Raw genomic sequence first — 16990 nt, 5'->3', positions numbered from 1 at the left:
CGACAGCACACGGTCACCGGTATGACGATGCTCACGCACCTCCTCCCCAATTCCATTACTATCGGGGCACGTTGTCCTCAAGGGTTCTATTCGGACACATCACCTTATTCACGTCGAAGCTGGATGGGGCAGCCGCCGCAATCGCGACATCTCGATCTTGGCGCGACAGACCCGGAATCTGCCCCTCATGAACAAACAGAAAGCGACACAATCCAACGTCGCCAGGGCGGTCGGCAACTCATTGCCCTTGGCAGCCATGTCGTATCGTCGAGTGGTGCCCGTCGGCGAGCCGCGGCGACGGCGCGGAGTGGGAGGAGCCGTCCGTGACGCAGGAGATCCCGTCGACCGAGCCCCAGCTGACCGGGGTGCGCAACTTCCGCGACGTGGGCGGACTGCCCACGGTGGACGGCCGTCGGGTGCGGCACGGGGTGCTGTTCCGCAGCGGTCACCTCGCCCACGCCACCGCGGAGGACGCCGCCTTCCTGGCCTCGCTCGGTCTGCACACCGTGTTCGACTTCCGCAACACGGCCGACCAGAAGCTGGAGGGCCCGGACGTCTCGCTGCCGGGCGTGCGCAACGTCAACCTGCCGCTGAGCGACCCGGCCGACGGCGCGGAGTTCTGGAAGATGGTGCGCGACGGCGACCTGGACCAACTGCGCTCGATCCTCGCCGACGGCCAGGGCGCCGACCGGATGATCACCTCGTACCGCATGATCGTCAAGGAGCGCACCTCCGAGCACTCCCAGGTGCTGCGCGCGCTCGCCGAGGACAGCGTCCCCGCGCTGATGCACTGCGCGGCCGGCAAGGACCGCGCGGGTCTCTCCGTGGCGGTGACCCTGCTCGCCGTGGGTGTGGAGCGCGACGCGATCGTCGAGGACTATCTGAAGTCCAACGCCAAGCACCGCCGCTACAAGGTGCGGCGCAGCGGCAGCTCCCCCGACGCCTACTCCCCCGAGGTCATGGAGCTGCTCAGCCCGCTCTTCGACGCGCGCGAGGAGTATCTGGCGGCCGCCTTCGACACGGTCGAGGAGACCTGGGGCGGCGTGGACGCCTACCTGGAGCAGGGACTCGGGCTCACCCCGGCCCACCGGGAGCGGCTGCGCGAGCGGCTGCTCGACTGACACCCGCCCCCGTTCTCGCCCCCCGTGGCCGCTACTTCTTCGGCGCGATCTCGAAGAGGAAGTAGATGAAGGCCGCGAAGAGGTGCCCGACCACGACGTAGACGAACAGCCTCACCCAGAGGGCCCGCGGGAACTTCTCCTCCATGTCTTTGCCGGTCACGGTGTCTCTCCATGGGTCGGGCCCAGGCACAGGGCGGCCATGGGACTCTGCAGCAGGGTGTGCACGAACAGCAGCTCGACCCCGTCGGGGTCCTGCGCGGCGATGCGGTGCGGGGTGAGCGAGTCGAAGTGGGCGCTGTCGCCCGGGGACAGGCGGTGGAGGGTGTCCCCGAGGCGCAGCCGCAGCCGCCCCTTGAGGACGTAAAGCCACTCCTCGCCGGGGTGGACGCGCACGATGTCGCCCTGGGAGCCGTGCGGCACGTGCACCCGCAGCGCCTGCATGCCGCGCCCGGCGGCCCCGGCCTGCCAGTACGTCCAGCCGCCGGCCGCCGTGGGTTCCATGTCGGCGGCGCGCACCACGGCGTCCCGGTCGGCGGCCGACTCCCCGAGCAGCTCGGAGACGGTCGTACCGTAGATCCGCGCCAGGGAGAGCAGCATCGGCAACGAGGGCTGGCGCTGTCCGGTCTCCAGCCGGGAGAGGTGGGCGGGTGACAGGCCCGCCTGCCGTGCGGCGGCCTCCAGTGTCAGGGAGGCCCGCCGGCGCAGGGCACGCAGCTGAGGAGCGACCGCGGGGAGGGCCTCGGCAGGCTCGTCCCGCGGCTCGGTCTCGGAGGAGCTCATGCCTCCATTGAGCACCGGTCTTTGCCTTTCGGGCAATTTCCTTGCCTCAGAGGCAAAGCGCATGCGCTCCTCGCGCGGTCAGCGGTTGGCGACCGCCTGCTTCACCAGGGTCCTGCCGAAGTCCCAGATGAGCCCGCCCTCGTGAGCGTCGTCCATCACCGCCGTGAAGGCGCCCACGAACCGGTCCACGTCCCCCTCGTCGACGATCAGCGGAGGGATCAGCTTGATCACCTCCAGGTGGTCCCCGGACACCTGCGTGAGGATACGGTGCCGCTGGAGCAGCGGCACCACCACCATCTGCGCGAACAGCCCCTTGCGGGCCGCCTGGAGCATGGCCCAGCGCGAGCGCAGCTTCAGCGAGCGGGGCCGGCCGAACTCGATGCCGATCATCAGGCCCCGGCCGCGGACGTCGGCGAGCAGCTCGTAGCGGTCGGTCAGGGCGGCCAGCCGGGTCCGCAGCAGGTCCCCGACCCCGCGCACGTGCGCCACGATCTGCTCGTCCTCCATGACCGACAGCACCGCGAGGCCCGCCGCCATGGCCTGCGCGTTCGCGCCGAAGCTGGCGGAGTGCACCAGCACCCGGTCCATCGACGAGAAGACCTTCCTGAAGATCCAGTCCTTGCCGAGCGTGGCCCCCACCGGCACGTACCCGCCGGACAGCGCCTTGGCCACGCACACCAGGTCCGGCTCCACGCCCTCCTCGTGCTGGTAGGCGTAGAAGTCGCCGGTGCGGCCGAGCCCGGTCTGCACCTCGTCGGCGATCAGCAGCGCCTTGTACCGGTGCAGCAGGTGCTGCGCGGCCCTCAGATAGCCGGGCGGGGCCTCGTGGACGCCCTTGCCCTGGATCGGCTCCACGATCAGCGCGGCCACGTCGCCCTTGCGCAGCTCCCGCTCCAGCGCGTCGAGGTCGCCGAGCGGCACGGCCGTGTCGGGCAGCAGCGGGGCGAACCCGTCCCGGAAGCCGGACTCGCCGTTGACGGACAGGGCGCCGGTGGTCAGCCCGTGGAAGGCGTGGTCGCAGTAGAGCACCCTGGGCCGGCCGGTGGCGTAGCGGGCGAACTTCAGGGCGCCCTCCACGGCCTCCGTGCCGCTGTTGCCGAAGAACACCCGGTCCAGGTGCGGGCTGTGGACGAGGAGCCGTTCGGCGAGCAGGCCCGGCAGCGGCTGGCAGTCGAAGCGGGTGAGGTCGGCGAGCGACAGGTCCAGGACGTCGTGCAGCGCCTTGCGGACCACGGGGTGGTGGCGGCCGAGCCCCATCACCCCGAACCCGGCGAGCATGTCCAGGTGGTCGTTGCCTTCGGCGTCCCAGAAGTGGGCGCCCTCGGCGCGCTCGTAGACCTTGTCGAAGCCGATGGTGTGCAGCATGCGCGGGAGCTGCGGGTTGAGGTACCGGTCGTGCAGCTCGTAGCGCTCGGCCCCGCGCTCGGCCAGCAGTGCGGCGAGGTCGAACTTCCCGGCCTGTGACGGCTCCGACGCGGACTCCGCGGTGGTCATGCCTGATGCTCCTGTGCGTCCGGTGACTGTTTCGCGAGTTCCTCCCGGGCGGCGAGGCTCGCGCTGATCCGCCCGGCGACGTCGACGGGCGTGAGACCGATGTCGGCGAGGACCTCGCCGCGCTTGGCGTGCGCGAGGAACTGCTCCGGAATGCCGAACCGCCGTACCGGCACGTCGATCTCGGCGTCGCCCAGCGCCAGCGCCACCGCCGAACCGACCCCTGCGGCGCGGCTGTTGTCCTCCACGACGGCCACCAGCCGGTGCCGGGCGGCCAGCGGCGGGAGGGCGGGGTCGACGGGCTTCACCCAGCGGGGGTCGACGACGGTGCAGCCGGTCCCGCGCGCCTGGAGCAGGTCCGCGGCCTGGAGGCAGACGGACGCCATCACCCCGACGGCCACCAGCAGCACCTCGGGATCGTCCGCGCGGTGCAGCACGTCCATGCCGCCGACGCGGTCCACCGCCGGGATCGCCGGGCCGGCGGACTCCTTCGGGAAGCGCAGCACGGTCGGCGCGTCGTCCACGGCGACCGCCTCGCGGAGCTGGATGCGCAGCTGGTCGGCGTCGCGGGGCGCGGCGATGTTCAGACCGGGTACGGCCTGGAGCACCGACATGTCCCACATGCCGTTGTGGGAGGGGCCGTCGGTGCCGGTGACGCCGGCCCGGTCCAGGACGAAGGTGACCCCGCAGCGGTGCAGGGCCACGTCCATCAGGAGCTGGTCGAAGGCGCGGTTGAGGAAGGTGGCGTAAACGGCGACGACCGGGTGCAGTCCGCCGGTGGCGAGACCGGCCGCGGAGACGGCGGCGTGCTGCTCGGCGATGCCGACGTCCCACACCCGGTCCGGGAAGCGCTCGGCGAACGGGCCGAGGCCCACCGGGTGGAGCATGGCGGCGGTGACGGCCACCACGTCCTCGCGTTCCTCACCGATCCTGACGATCTCCTCCCCGAAGACCGAGGTCCAGGACGGCCCGCCGGAGGGGGCGAGGGGCGCGCAGGTGAGCGGGTCCATCACGCCGACGGTGTGGAAGTGGTCCTCCTCGTGGGCGAGGGCGGGTTCGTAGCCGCGGCCCTTCTCGGTGATGCAGTGGACGAGGACGGGGCCGTGGAAGCGTTTGGCGCGGCGCAGCGCGGACTCCACGGCCCGGATGTCGTGGCCGTCGATCGGGCCGACGTACTTCAGGCCCAGGTCCTCGAAGAGGCCCTGGGGGGCGAAGGCGTCCTTGAAGCCCTTCTTCGCGCCGTGCAGCGCCTCGTAGACGGGCGGGCCGACCACGGGGGTGCGCTGGAGGACGTTCTTGCCCCAGGCCAGGACGCGTTCGTAGCCGTCGGTGGTGCGCAGGGCGGCGAGGTGGTTGGCGAGGCCGCCGATGGTGGGGGCGTAGGAGCGTTCGTTGTCGTTGACGACGACGATGAGCGGACGGTCCTTGGCGGCGGCGATGTTGTTCAGCGCCTCCCAGGCCATGCCGCCGGTGAGCGCGCCGTCACCGATCACCGCGACGACGTGTCCCTTCTCCCCGCGCACCCGGCGGGCCTTGGCGAGCCCGTCGGCCCAGCCGAGTGCGGTGGAGGCGTGGCTGTTCTCGATGACGTCGTGCTCGGACTCCTCGCGGGAGGGGTAGCCGGAGAGGCCGCCCTTGCCGCGCAGCTTGGAGAAGTCCTGACGGCCGGTCAGCAGCTTGTGCACGTAGCTCTGGTGGCCGGTGTCCCACAGGATGCGGTCCACCGGCGACTCGAAGACCCGGTGCAGGGCGACGGTCAGCTCCACCACCCCGAGGTTGGGTCCTAGGTGGCCCCCGGTCCTGGCGACCGCGTGCACCAGGAACTCCCTGATCTCGTCGGACAGTTCGCCGAGTTCCGCCTCGGTCAGCGCCTTCAGGTCACGTGGTTGCCGAATGCTCTCCAGAATCGTCACGCTCGCGCCCCCTTCGGTTCCGTGCTGTTCAGCTCACGATGACGGCCGGCTCTCCCGACGCGATACCGTCCTTCTCCATCTGCTCGGCGATCTTCATCGCCTCTTCGATCAGGGTCTCCACGATCTTCGACTCGGGCACGGTCTTGATGACCTCGCCCTTCACGAAGATCTGCCCCTTGCCGTTGCCCGAGGCCACGCCCAGGTCCGCCTCGCGCGCCTCACCGGGACCGTTCACGACGCAGCCCATGACCGCGACGCGCAGCGGCACGTCCATGCCGGTCAGACCCGCGGTGACCTCCTCGGCCAGCTTGTACACATCCACCTGCGCACGCCCGCACGACGGGCAGGACACGATCTCCAGACCGCGCTGGCGCAGATTCAGCGACTCCAGGATCTGGATGCCGACCTTGATCTCCTCCACCGGCGGCGCCGAGAGGGACACACGGATGGTGTCGCCGATGCCCTGCGACAGCAGCGCGCCGAACGCGACGGCCGACTTGATGGTGCCCTGGAACGCCGGACCCGCCTCGGTGACACCCAGATGCAGGGGGTAGTCGCACTGCTCGGCGAGCTGACGGTAGGCCTCGACCATCACCACCGGGTCGTTGTGCTTCACCGAGATCTTGATGTCGCGGAAGCCGTGCTCCTCGAACAGCGACGCCTCCCACAGCGCCGACTCCGCCAGCGCCTCGGGGGTGGCCTTGCCGTACTTCTGCAGCAGCCGCCTGTCCAGCGAGCCCGCGTTCACCCCGATACGGATCGGCGTGCCGTGGTCCTTCGCCGCCTTCGCGATCTCCTTGACCTGGTCGTCGAACTTCTTGATGTTGCCCGGGTTCACCCGCACCGCCGCACAGCCCGCCTCGATCGCGGCGAACACGTACTTCGGCTGGAAGTGGATGTCGGCGATCACCGGGATCTGCGACTTCCTCGCGATCACCGGCAGCGCGTCCGCGTCGTCCTGCGTCGGGCAGGCCACCCGCACGATCTGGCAGCCCGACGCGGTCAGCTCCGCGATCTGCTGGAGCGTCGCGCCGATGTCGGACGTGCGCGTCGTCGTCATCGACTGCACCGACACCGGGGCGTCCCCGCCCACCGCCACGGAGCCGACCTGGATCTGCCGGCTCTTCCGGCGCACGGCGAGCGTGGCCGGGACCTCGGGGAGGCCCAGGGAGACTGCGGTCATCTGTGATCACTCCCTGTTCGACGAGACGGTCTCGCGCATGGCGCGCAGGGATTCCTTCAAGGAGCCCATGGTGGCGAGGACGGCGGTGGGCTCGTAACCGCAGTGCGCCATGCAGTTGGCGCAGCGCGGGTCCTTGCCGCGGCCGTACTTGTCCCAGTCGGTGTCCTCGATGAGCTCCCGGTAGGTCGGCACGTAGCCGTCGCTCATCAGGTAGCAGGGGCGCTGCCAGCCGAACAGGGAGTAGTTGGGGATCGCCCAGGCGGTGCACGGGAAGTCCACCTTGCCCTCGAGGAAGTCGAGGAACAGCGGGGAGTGGTTGAGCCGCCAGCGCCGGCGGTTGCCGCCGGAGAAGGCCTTCCTGAACAGCTCCCGGGTCTGCTCCACGCCCAGGAAGTGCTCCTGGTCGGGCGCCTTCTCGTAGGCGTAGGCGGGCGAGATCATCATCTCGTCGACCTTGAGGTCGTCGTTGAGGTAGTTGAGCACCTCGACGACGGTCTGCGGGGTGTCGGTGTTGAAGAACGTCGAGTTGGTGGTGACCCGGAAGCCGCGCCGCTTGGCCTCCTTGATGGCCTCCACGGCCTCGTCGAACACGCCCTCCTTGGCCACGGACTCGTCGTGCCGCTCCCGCAGCCCGTCGATGTGCACCGCGAAGGCGAAGTACGGCGACGGGGTGAACTTGTCCATCTTCTTGCGCATCAGCAGCGCGTTGGTGCACAGGAAGACGTACTTCCGGCGGGCCACCAGCTGACGCGCGATCTCGTCGATCTGGGGGTGCATCAGGGGCTCGCCGCCGGCGATCGACACCATGGGCGCCCCGGACTCCAGTACGGCGCCGACGGCCTGCGCGACGGGCATGCGCTGCTTGAGCACACCGGCCGGATGCTGGATCTTGCCGCATCCCTCGCACTTGAGGTTGCAGGCGAAGAGCGGTTCCAGTTCGACGATGAGCGGGAACTTGTCCCGCCTGCGGAGCTTCTGTTCGGCCAAGTATGTAGCGACCTTGATGGACTGACGCAGCGGCATGGCCATCTGGCTCACCTCCTGGGGAGCAGCAAGGAACGGTGCCATTCATAGAAAGCCGGGAGTACGGAACGAAGGACACGGAAAGCCGATATTCCACCGCGGACCGTGCCGATGCGGACGAGTTCGTGTTCAGGAGCGTCCACGACCACCCGGACGGCCGCAACCGGGCGCTCGGCCGCGCGGACGGCGCTCAGGAGCGTGGCGGCCGACTCCATGTCCACCGCGATCGCGCCGGTGGCGAGCAGGTCGGAGCGTTCGTGGCCGCGTACGACGTGGTCGGATCCGGTGAGGGGGCCGGTGTGCACGGTGCGTCCGGGCACCGCGCGCATCAGCTCCTTCACCAGCAGCTCGGTGCCGACGCACGGCACGGTGCCGCGTGGGTCCCGGGTCTCCTCGGCGACGACGAGGTCTCCGGGGTGCATGCCGGGGGCGAGGCCCGCGCAGAAGCCGGTGGCGAGGACGGCGGCCCCGTGCAGCGCCGGGTCGGCGAGCACCCGGGTGACGGACCGCTCGGCCGCCGCCGGTCCCATGCCGGTGCGCAGCACGGTGACCGGCCCGCCCGGGGTGGTGCGCTCCCGCCTGCGCAGCGCGAGGTGTTCGATGCCGAGCGCGCAGGCGATCAGCAGCGGGGTCGGGGCGGGCCGGCCGCTCATCAGCTGCCCTTGGCGTCGGCGAGCGCCTGCGCGGAGCCCGCCGGCACCTCGGCCGGCTTCGCGGCGAACGGCTCGCCGTGGACGTACCGGCCGAGCGCGGTGAGCGGGAACACCTGCCGGTAGAGGTGGTAGTTGATGGAGAAGTCCCACGGGAAGCCGGTGCCGGTGAAGTACGGCTCGTCCCAGGAGCCGTCCTCCCGCTGGGTGTCCGCCAGCCAGGCGACGCCCCGTTCGACCGCCTCGGAGTCCCGCTCCCCCGCCGCGAGCAGCGCCATCAGCGCCCAGGCGGTCTGGGAGGCGGTGGAGGCGCCCTTGCCGCTCCACTCCTTGACGTAGCGGTAGGAGCGCAGGTCCTCGCCCCAGCCGCCGTCGTCGTTCTGCACCTTCTCCAGCCAGGCCACGGCCCGCCGGATCGCCGGGTGGGACGTGGGGAGGCCGGCCGCGGTCAGGGCGGGGACCACGGAGCCGGTGCCGTAGATGTAGTTGACGCCCCAGCGGCCGAACCACGAGCCGTCCAGTTCCTGTTCGGCGAGGAGCCACTCCACGCCGCGCCGGGTGCGCGGGTCCTGGGCGAGCCCTTCGACGGCGAGCATCTCCACGACGTGCGCGGTGACGTCGGCCGACGGCGGGTCGATGACCTCGCCGAAGTCGCAGAACGGCAGCCGGTTGGGGAACGGGCTGGTGTTGTCGACGTCGAAGGCGCCCCAGGCTCCGTTCCTCGACTGCATGCCGAGGTTCCAGCGCACCCCGCGCCCGACGGCGTTGTCCAGCCGCTCCGGGTCGTGGTGTCTGACCCGGCGCAGCGCGAGGACCACCTCGGCGGTGTCGTCGATGTCGGGGTAGTTGTCGTTGTGGAACTCGAACGCCCAGCCGCCCGGCGGGAGATGGGGCCGGCGCACGGACCAGTCGCCGGGCCGCACCACCTGCTCGCCCAGCATCCAGTCGGCGGCCTTGACCAGGGCCGGGTGGTCGGCGGGCAGGCCCGCGTCGGCCAGCGCGATGGTGGCGAGGCAGGTGTCCCACACCGGGGACTGGCAGGCCTCGATCATCCGGGCGCCGTCCTCGCGCCACACGGCGAAGCGGTCCAGGGACTCCAGACCGGCACGCATCACCGGGTGGTTCAGGTCGTAGCCGAGCAGGTGCAGGGCGATGACCGAGTACACGGCGGGGGGCTGGATGCCGCCCCAGCAGCCGTCGTTCTCCTGCCGTTCGATGATCCAGCGGGCGGCGGTGTTCATCGCGGCCCGGCGCAGCCGGCGCGGTACGGCCCGGCGCAGCTTGTGCAGGCCCCTGTCGAGCCGCTGGAAGGCGCCGTCCCAGGTGCTCGCGGGGGCGAGCGGCCGGGGAGGGTTGGGGTGCGCCGGGTCGGTGTGCAGCTCGTCCAGCGGGAACGGGGCGGGGCGCACCGGCCGCACGGCGGAGACGATGGTGAGCGGCACGATGGTCTGCCGCGCCCAGCAGCCGAAGTCGTAGATGTTGAGCGGCACCCAGGTGGGGAACCAGATCAGCTCGGGCGGCAGTTCGGGCAGGTCCTCCCACTTCCACCAGCCGAACAGGGCCAGCCAGATGCGGGTGAAGACCCGGGACGCGGCGATGCCGCCCTGCTCCCGGATCCAGGCCGAGGCCTTCGCCATGTGCTCGGCTTCGGGGGCGTCGCCCGCCAGCCGCAGCGCGACGTACGCCTCGACGGTGGCGGAGAGATCGCCGGGGCCGCCGTGGAAGGTGGCCCAGGTGCCGTCCTCGCGCTGCTCCCCGCGGATGAACAGGGCGGCGGCCCGGGTGGTGTCCTCGTCGCGGATGCCGAGGAACTGACGCAGCAGCAGGTCCTCGGCGTCCATCGTGACGTTGGTCTCGAGGTCGCCCTTCCACCAGCCCTCGTCGCTCTGACGGGACAGCAGGAAGTCGGTGGCGCGCCGTACGGCGCGGGCGGCGATGTCGGGTACCCCGGCCGCCCCGGGGCTGTCGGTGTCGTGTTCGCTGGCCGCGGTGAGCCGGGACGGCGAGGCCGCCCCGGTGCTTCCGTCGGTCGTCGCTGTCATGGCTTCCCCTTCGTGCAGTCCTGCAAGTGGTGCGTCTGCTGTGGGTCCGCCGTCGGCCGGTGGGGGTGCTCCCCACCGGTCCGGCGACTACGCGAGGGCTATTCGACCGATAGTGATCATCTCTTTCGTACGACGACGAAGTCCGCGAGCGCCGTGAACTGTTCCCGCACCCGGTCGGGCATGTCCACGACGTCGAGGGCCTCGATGGCGATGGTGTGCTGGCGTCGTGCCTCCTCGGCGGTCCACTCACGGCCGCCGGCCTCCTCGATGAGGGCGGCACGGGCCGCGAACTCCTCCTCGGAGAAGTTCGCGAAGTCGCTGCTCTTGGCGTCGGCGGCGAGGATCTCGCCGAGCCGGGTGGCGGCCGGGCCGTCCGCGGCGAGCGCGGCCACGACCGGGAGGGACTTCTTGCGCTGGCGCAGGTCGCTCCAGGTCTGCTTGCCGGTGGACTCCGGGTCGCCCCAGATGCCGAGCAGGTCGTCGACGGCCTGGAAGGCGAGGCCCAGGTGGTGGCCGTAGCGCTCCAGGGCGTCGGCGGTGCGCTCGTCGGCGCCGCCGAGGACCGCGCCGATGGAGCTGGCGCAGGCGAGCAGGGCGCCGGTCTTGTTGCCCTCCATCTCCAGGCACTCCTCGACGCTGACCCGGTCGCGGTGCTCGTAGGAGATGTCCTGGGCCTGACCGTCGATCAGCGCGCGGCTGGCCCGGGTGAGGCGGCGTGCGGCGCGGCCGGCCTCGACGGTGCCGAGCTCCAGCAGCACCTCGTTGGCCAGGGCGAACAGGGCGTCACCGACCAGGATGGCCTGGGCGGGGCCGTGCACCTTCCAGACGGTGTCGCGGTGCCGGCGCTGTTCGTCGCCGTCCATCAGGTCGTCGTGCAGCAGCGAGAAGTTGTGGACCAGCTCGACGGCGACCGCGCCGGGCACGCCGGTCTCCGGAGCCGCGCCGGTGACCTCGGCGGACAGCACGGCGAGGGCGGGGCGCACGGCCTTGCCGCCGTCGCCGTCCGCGGGCCGGCCCTGGGCGTCGATCCAGCCGAAGTGGTAGGCGGCGACCGTGTCCATGGGAGGTGCCAGGCGGTCGACGGCCGCCCGCAGTACCGGCGTGGCCAGGGTCCGGCCGCGCTCCAGGAGCGCGGACACGTCCACCGCGGTCCTTCGAGCGGCCTGCGAGGCCGGGGGCACAGTGGGCACAGTCTCTCCTCTTGTTGCGGTACCGGGGGTGCGGGGACCCGCCGCGCCGCTCCGCTGCAGCATCAGGCGGCCTCCTCGAGCGCGAAGAGGTGGCGCGGGCGGGGCCGGCCGAGGGCGCCGAGCGCGGCGTCCGCCGCGCCGACGCCGCTGCGGACCGCACTCTCCATGGTCGCGGGCCACCCGGTGGCGGTCCACGCTCCGGCCAGGTAGAGGCCGGGTGCCTCGGTGCGGGCGCCGGGCCTGAGGCGTCCGACGCCGGGGGCGGGAACGAAGGTCGCGGTGCGCTCCCGGGTGACGAAGAAGTCGAGGACCTCGGCGCCGCGGGCGCGCGGCAGCAGCCGCTCCAGTTCGGGCAGGTACCGCTCGCGCAGGTCGGCCACGGGCGCGTCGATGTCGTCGTGGGCGACCGACTGGGACAGCGCCAGGTACTGGCCGTGGCGCAGTCCGGAAGCGTGGGTGCGGTCGAAGACCCACTGCACGGGGGTGCCGAGCGCGGCGAAGAAGGGCCGGGTGAGCACCGCGCGGTCGTAGACGACGTGCACGTTGAGGATGGGGGCGGTGTCGATGCCGAGCAGCCGGTCCGGGTCGTCGAGCGCGCCCGCGGGCAGCAGGTCGTACGCCTCGCGCTGGGGCACGGCCAGGACGACGGCGTCGGCGCGGAGCGTCTCGCCGGGGATGTCGACGCTCCAGCCGCCGTCACCGTCGGCGCGCACGGAGCTGACGCGGGTGCGGGTCGCGGTGCGTACGCCGGCGGCGTCGAGGGCCTCACGGGCGAGCCGGTCGTGCAGGTCGCCGAGCGGCACACGGGCCCAGCCGATGTCGGCGGCGCCGGGGTCGGACAGCAGGCCGGTCTTGAACACCATCGCGGCGAGCGCCAGCGACGAGTCGCCGGCGACGGCGTTGAGGGTGGCGACGCCGACCAGGTCCCACAGTGCTTCGACGGCGCGCGGGGACTGGCCGTGGGCGGCGAGCCAGCTGCCGAAGTCCTGCTCGTCCAGGGCGGGATCGTCGAGGTCGAGGCCCTTCAGCGCGAGCGCGGCACGGCCCACCCTCGCCCGGTCGGCGAGCGACAGGTGGGGGTACGCGGCGAGGCTGCGGCCGAGGTGGAGAGGCACCGGCAGAGGGTCGCGCCGCAGCCGTCCGAGCCGCCTGCCCTCGGGGCGGGCCGCGTCGACCACGGGCACGTCGAGGCGGTCCTGCAGCGGGGCGAGACCGGCTCCCCCGATGCGGTCGAGGAACCAGCGGTAGGCGGTGCAGCAGCGCAGGTAGACGTGCTGGCCGTTGTCGACGGTCAGGTCGCCGCGCTTGAAGGAGAAGGCGAGTCCGCCCAGGCGGGGCCGGCCTTCGAGCAGGGTGACGCGCACTCCGGCGTCGGCGAGGGCGAGGGCGGCGGTGGTGCCGGCCAGTCCGCCGCCGACCACGACGGCATGGCGTCCCGGCGGGACCGGGCCGTCCGTGTGCGGGGCCCCCTCGGAGCGTGTGCCGTGGCTCATGCGCCCTCCCCCGGCCTGCCGGGCGCGACAGGTGCGCGGCCGGCCGTCTCGGTGAGGGACGCGGGGGCGCGGCGGAGGGTTGCCCGCCGCTTTCCGTCCGGGTACGGGGTGTCCATCAGGCGCGCCTCCCGACGGTGCGCCGGGCGACGTGCCGGGTGTCGAGACCGGACAGGCCGCGCACCGCCACGTACGCCTTCTCCCGTCCGGGCAGGGAGACCCGGCCGCGCAGCACGGCCTCGGGGTCGCGCTCGATGCGGTCCAGGAGACGGCGGTAGATGCCGGCCATGGCGGCGACGCAGGCGCCGCTGCGCCGGTCGAGCATGGGGAGCAGCCGGTAGCCCTCGGCGAAGAGGGCGCGGGCCCTGCGCACCTCGAAGTGCACCAGGCCCGCGAAGTCCGAGCCCTGGGGCGGTGTGGGTCCGGCGAAGCCGTCGGCGCAGCCGAACTTGGCGAGGTCGTCGGCGGGCAGGTAGGTCCGCCCGTTCTCGGCGTCCTCGCGGACGTCGCGCAGGATGTTGGTGAGCTGGAGCGCCAGGCCCAGCGTGTCGGCGTACTCGGAGGCGCGTCCCACACCATGCGCGCCGGGCTCGGTGCCGAACACGCCGAGCGAGAGCCGTCCGATGGAGCCCGCGACGCAGCGGCAGTAGACCTTCAGGTCGTCCCAGGTCTCGTACGCCTCGCCGCGCAGGTCCATCTGGACGCCGTCGATGAGTTCGTCCAGGCCGCCGAGCGGGATCGGGAAGTGCGCCGCGGCGTGGGAGAGGGCGACCGCGACCGGGTCGGTGTCGTCCTCCTCGACCGCGCCCTCGCGGATCCGGGTGAGCAGCGCGCGGGTGTCCTCGAGACGGGCGGCCTTGACGTCCTCGGGGAGCGGTCCGTCGCCGATGTCGTCGACCCGCCGGGAGAACGCGTACAGGGCCGACATGGCGCGCCGCTTGGGCGTCGGCAGCAGCCGGATGCCGTAGGCGAAGTTGCGTGCCTGCTGGCCGGTGACGGTCTCGCAGTAGCTGTAGGCGGCGAGTACCGGTGCGGACGCGGATGGCTGGGACTCCACGGTCCGGATCACCCCTTTCCTCGCAGAGTCACGCCCGCCTCACGCAGCAGCTGCAGCGTGCCGGGCTTGGGCGGGCCGGGAAGTACATCGTGGTCGGCGGCCGCGATCGCGCGGACGGCCGCCCTTCCTCCCGCCACGAACCCCGCGAGCAGGAGTCTGAGCCGGCCCCGGACGCTGCCCACCAGGGGTGCGCCCTCGTCCAGCAGGTCGAGGGCGCGCTGCGCCTGGAACGCGACGAGCGCGCGCACCGAGGCGCCGGCGGTGGGCGCGGCGAGGTCGGCCTCCTGGACGTGGAAACGTTTCATGTCCGTGGCGGGCACGTAGATGCGGTCGCGGCCGAGGTCCTCGGCGACGTCCTGAAGATGCTCGACGATCTGCAGGGCCGTGCAGATCGCGTCGGAGCGGCGGATGCGCTCCGGTGTGGCGGTCCCGGTGACGGCGAGCACGAGGCGGCCGACCGGGTTGGCCGACAGCTCGCAGTAGGCGAGCAGGTCGTCGTAGGTCTCGTAGCGCGTGACCAGCTGGTCCTGGCGGTTCGCGGCGATCAGCCCGAGGAACGGCTCGGGGGTCAGCGCGCGGCGGCGGACCGTGGGCTCCAGGCGGAGCAGCAGGGGGTGACGGGGCGCCGGGCCCTTCGGGTCGAACACGCGGTGGAGATCGGCTTCCAGGGCGTCCAGCAGGGTGAGGCGGTCGCCGGCCTTGTCCTCGGGGACACCGAGGGCGCGGGCGTCGGCCCCGCCGGGGGCGAGGTCGCCGTCGCCGATGTCGTCGACCAGACGGGCGAAGCCGTAGACGGCCATGAGGTCGTCGCGCCAGGCCCTGGGCAGGAAGAAGGGCGCCACCGGGAAGTTCTCGGCGGCGGCCTTGTCGAGGGTGGCCCGTTCGAGGTCGCCGGGGCGCGCCCGGCCGGCGGCCGTCATCGCGGACTGCCCGGGGAGAGGACGGCGCATGCTGAGTTCAGCCGGGGAGTCTCCGAAGCCATTGCCGTCACATCTCCCGTTCTACACTGCTGACCCAATTCACACTATTTCGGACACGCCGCCCAGGCGTCCACCCGACGTCGCCGAGGAATGGTGTCGGGCATTATGGCCCTGATTGCCGCCTTTCGCGGACCGGTACAGCTTACGTTGTACAACGCGCCGTTCCTCGACGGGGGTCTTCCGTGCTCCACGACAACACATCGTCCGGCGTCAGGCTTCCGCCGTGCGCGGGGAGTTGACGCATCTTTTGCAGACGCGGGACCCCGCCGGACCGTTCCGGCGGGGACTTGGGCGAAACGGGCTACTTGCCGGTGAACTTCTCGTACTCGCGGAGCACCTCGTCCGTCGGCCCGTCCATGCGCAGCTCGCCGCGCTCCAGCCACAGCACCCGGTCGCAGGTGTCGCGGATGGACTTGTTGTTGTGGCTGACCAGGAACACCGTCCCGGCCTCCTTGCGCAGCTCGCGGATGCGGGCCTCGGAGCGCTTCTGGAACTTCCGGTCGCCGGTGGCCAGCGCCTCGTCGATCATCAGGACGTCGTGGTCCTTGGCGGCGGCGATGGAGAAGCGCAGACGGGCGGCCATGCCGGAGGAGTAGGTGCGCATCGGCAGGGTGATGAAGTCGCCCTTCTCGTTGATCCCGGAGAAGTCGACGATGTCCTGGTAGCGCGCCTTGATCTCCTCGCGGGACATGCCCATCGCGAGCCCGCCGAGGATGATGTTGCGCTCGCCGGTGAGGTCGTTCATCAGGGCCGCGTTCACGCCGAGCAGGGACGGCTGGCCGTCGGTGTAGACCTTGCCGCGCTCGGCGGGCAGCAGTCCGGCGATGGCGCGCAGCAGGGTCGACTTGCCGGAGCCGTTGGACCCGATCAGGCCGATGGCCTCGCCGCGGTAGGCCACGAAGGACACCCCGCGCACGGCGTGCACCTTGCGCACGCCCCGCTCCTCGCCGCGCTTGAGGATCCGGCTGAGCGCCGCGGTGGCGCTTCCCTTGCCCGACCGGGTGCCGTTCACGCGGTAGACGATGTGCAGGTCGTCCGCGATGACGGTGGGCACCCGGGCGCCCGTCTTGTCGTCAGCCACGGCCGTACCTCTCCTCTGCCTTCCAGAAGTAGACGAAGCCGACCACGCCGGCGAGCACCGCCCAGCCCAGTCCGAACGCCCAGATGTGCGGCGGCAGGTAGGTCGAGTCGTACTTGTCGATCAGCGCGTATCGCACCAGGTCCATGTAGACCGCGGCCGGGTTCCACTGGAGCACGTCCGCCACCCAGGACGGCACGTTCTTGTCCTCCAGCATGGCCGGGATGGAGAACATCACGCCGGACGCGTACATCCAGGTCCGCAGCACGAACGGCATCAGCTGCGCCAGGTCGGGGGTCTTGCTGCCCATCCGCGCGAAGATCAGCGCGAGGCCGGTGTTGAAGACGAACTGCAGCCCCAGTGCCGGCACCACCAGCAGCCACGACAGGTCCGGATAGCTCCGGAACGCCACCATGATGACGACCAGGACGATCATCGAGAACAGCAGCTGCTGGAGCTGCTGGAGCGCGAACGAGATCGGCAGCGACGCCCGCGGGAAGTGCAGCGCCCGCACCAGCCCCAGGTTCCCCGAGATCGCCCGGACACCGGCCAGCACCGAGCTCTGCGTGAAGGTGAACACGAACACGCCCGTCACGAGGAACGGCACGTAGACGTCGCTCGGGATGCCGCGCCGGGCGCCGAGCAGCAGGCCGAAGATGAAGAAGTACACGGCCGCGTTCAGCAGCGGCGTCGCCACCTGCCACAGCTGGCCCAGCTTCGCCTTGCTGTACTGGGCGGTCAGCTTGGCCTGCGAGAAGGCCAGGATGAAGTGCCGCCGTCCCCACAGCTGACGGACGTACTCGCCGAGGGACGGGCGGGCGCCGCTGACGGACAGCCCGTACTTCGCGGCCAGCTCGGCCGCCGGAAGGCCCTCGTCGGGCGGCACGGGCGCGCCGACCGCGACCGTGCCGTCGTGCGTAGTCTCACTCACGGGTGGATTAACTTTCGTCCTCGATGTGCGGGGCCCGCGCGGGCCTGCCAGGAGCCGGGGA

At 71.6% G+C, this 16990-nt stretch carries 15 protein-coding genes; 1 reads left to right on the top strand and 14 read right to left on the bottom strand.

Annotation, left to right across the window (positions count from 1 at the left end; all coding sequences use genetic code 11):
• Positions 1–323: 323 nt before the first annotated feature.
• Positions 324–1121 (top strand): tyrosine-protein phosphatase, encoded by a 798-nt coding sequence (locus MTR79_RS12745; protein ID WP_244790225.1) that lies wholly within the window; start codon positions 324–326, stop codon positions 1119–1121.
• A 31-nt stretch (positions 1122–1152) separates the two neighbouring features.
• Here MTR79_RS12745 and MTR79_RS12740 read toward each other — a convergent pair whose 3' ends face one another.
• From MTR79_RS12740 to MTR79_RS12675, 14 genes are all read right to left on the bottom strand, one after another.
• A complete protein-coding gene (locus tag MTR79_RS12740) occupies positions 1153–1281 on the bottom strand; it encodes a DUF6126 family protein (protein ID WP_078493074.1) in 129 nt (42 codons plus the stop codon).
• Positions 1278–1901, bottom strand: a complete 624-nt coding sequence (locus MTR79_RS12735) for an XRE family transcriptional regulator (RefSeq protein WP_244790222.1) — start codon at positions 1899–1901, stop codon at positions 1278–1280. The genes MTR79_RS12740 and MTR79_RS12735 overlap by 4 nt, the downstream gene beginning before the upstream one ends.
• Before the next feature lie 78 nt (positions 1902–1979).
• Positions 1980–3395 (bottom strand): aspartate aminotransferase family protein, encoded by a 1416-nt coding sequence (locus MTR79_RS12730; RefSeq protein WP_244790220.1) that lies wholly within the window; start codon positions 3393–3395, stop codon positions 1980–1982.
• Positions 3392–5305 (bottom strand): 1-deoxy-D-xylulose-5-phosphate synthase, encoded by a 1914-nt coding sequence (dxs, locus tag MTR79_RS12725; protein WP_189366663.1) that lies wholly within the window; start codon positions 5303–5305, stop codon positions 3392–3394. Before dxs ends, MTR79_RS12730 begins: the two co-directional genes overlap by 4 nt.
• Before the next feature lie 28 nt (positions 5306–5333).
• Complete coding sequence (ispG, locus tag MTR79_RS12720; protein ID WP_244790219.1) at positions 5334–6488, bottom strand: flavodoxin-dependent (E)-4-hydroxy-3-methylbut-2-enyl-diphosphate synthase; 1155 nt, start codon at positions 6486–6488, stop codon at positions 5334–5336.
• A gap of 6 nt (positions 6489–6494) precedes the next feature.
• Entirely contained in the window at positions 6495–7517 is a 1023-nt protein-coding gene (gene hpnH / locus MTR79_RS12715) for an adenosyl-hopene transferase HpnH (protein WP_048460834.1), read from the bottom strand.
• A gap of 5 nt (positions 7518–7522) precedes the next feature.
• Entirely contained in the window at positions 7523–8164 is a 642-nt protein-coding gene (locus MTR79_RS12710; protein WP_189366841.1) for a 1-hydroxy-2-methyl-2-butenyl 4-diphosphate reductase, read from the bottom strand.
• Positions 8164–10203 carry a squalene--hopene cyclase gene (gene shc / locus MTR79_RS12705; protein ID WP_244790216.1) on the bottom strand — a complete coding sequence of 680 codons (2040 nt, stop codon included), beginning with the start codon at positions 10201–10203 and terminating at the stop codon, positions 8164–8166. Before shc ends, MTR79_RS12710 begins: the two co-directional genes overlap by 1 nt.
• Positions 10204–10319: 116 nt before the next feature.
• Positions 10320–11384, bottom strand: a complete 1065-nt coding sequence (locus tag MTR79_RS12700; RefSeq protein ID WP_244793145.1) for a polyprenyl synthetase family protein — start codon at positions 11382–11384, stop codon at positions 10320–10322.
• A gap of 71 nt (positions 11385–11455) precedes the next feature.
• Positions 11456–12886 carry a hydroxysqualene dehydroxylase HpnE gene (gene hpnE, locus MTR79_RS12695; protein ID WP_086703596.1) on the bottom strand — a complete coding sequence of 477 codons (1431 nt, stop codon included), beginning with the start codon at positions 12884–12886 and terminating at the stop codon, positions 11456–11458.
• 115 nt (positions 12887–13001) lie between these two features.
• Positions 13002–13952 carry a presqualene diphosphate synthase HpnD gene (gene hpnD / locus MTR79_RS12690; protein WP_244790214.1) on the bottom strand — a complete coding sequence of 317 codons (951 nt, stop codon included), beginning with the start codon at positions 13950–13952 and terminating at the stop codon, positions 13002–13004.
• A complete protein-coding gene (gene hpnC, locus MTR79_RS12685; protein ID WP_244793143.1) occupies positions 13949–14860 on the bottom strand; it encodes a squalene synthase HpnC in 912 nt (303 codons plus the stop codon). The genes hpnD and hpnC overlap by 4 nt, the downstream gene beginning before the upstream one ends.
• Before the next feature lie 361 nt (positions 14861–15221).
• A complete protein-coding gene (locus MTR79_RS12680) occupies positions 15222–16001 on the bottom strand; it encodes an ABC transporter ATP-binding protein (RefSeq protein WP_086703599.1) in 780 nt (259 codons plus the stop codon).
• On the bottom strand, positions 15994–16929 hold the full coding sequence (locus tag MTR79_RS12675; RefSeq protein ID WP_086703601.1) for an ABC transporter permease: 936 nt from the start codon (positions 16927–16929) through the stop codon (positions 15994–15996). The genes MTR79_RS12680 and MTR79_RS12675 overlap by 8 nt, the downstream gene beginning before the upstream one ends.
• Between the last annotated feature and the right edge of the window lie 61 nt (positions 16930–16990).

The sequence above is a fragment of the Streptomyces sp. BJ20 genome (genome assembly GCF_022869105.1).
In the GTDB taxonomy this organism is placed as follows: domain Bacteria; phylum Actinomycetota; class Actinomycetes; order Streptomycetales; family Streptomycetaceae; genus Streptomyces; species Streptomyces griseoincarnatus.
This window is presented reverse-complemented; position numbering and strand designations above follow the sequence as displayed.

Coding starts and splice junctions, on each gene's coding strand:
- MTR79_RS12735 (WP_244790222.1), bottom strand. CDS start 1,901: ATGAGCTCCTCCGAGACCGAGCCGCGGGACGAGCCTGCCGAGGCCCTC.
- MTR79_RS12730 (WP_244790220.1), bottom strand. CDS start 3,395: ATGACCACCGCGGAGTCCGCGTCGGAGCCGTCACAGGCCGGGAAGTTC.
- ispG (WP_244790219.1), bottom strand. CDS start 6,488: ATGACCGCAGTCTCCCTGGGCCTCCCCGAGGTCCCGGCCACGCTCGCC.
- hpnH (WP_048460834.1), bottom strand. CDS start 7,517: ATGGCCATGCCGCTGCGTCAGTCCATCAAGGTCGCTACATACTTGGCC.
- MTR79_RS12710 (WP_189366841.1), bottom strand. CDS start 8,164: ATGAGCGGCCGGCCCGCCCCGACCCCGCTGCTGATCGCCTGCGCGCTC.
- shc (WP_244790216.1), bottom strand. CDS start 10,203: ATGACAGCGACGACCGACGGAAGCACCGGGGCGGCCTCGCCGTCCCGG.
- hpnE (WP_086703596.1), bottom strand. CDS start 12,886: ATGAGCCACGGCACACGCTCCGAGGGGGCCCCGCACACGGACGGCCCG.
- hpnC (WP_244793143.1), bottom strand. CDS start 14,860: ATGACGGCCGCCGGCCGGGCGCGCCCCGGCGACCTCGAACGGGCCACC.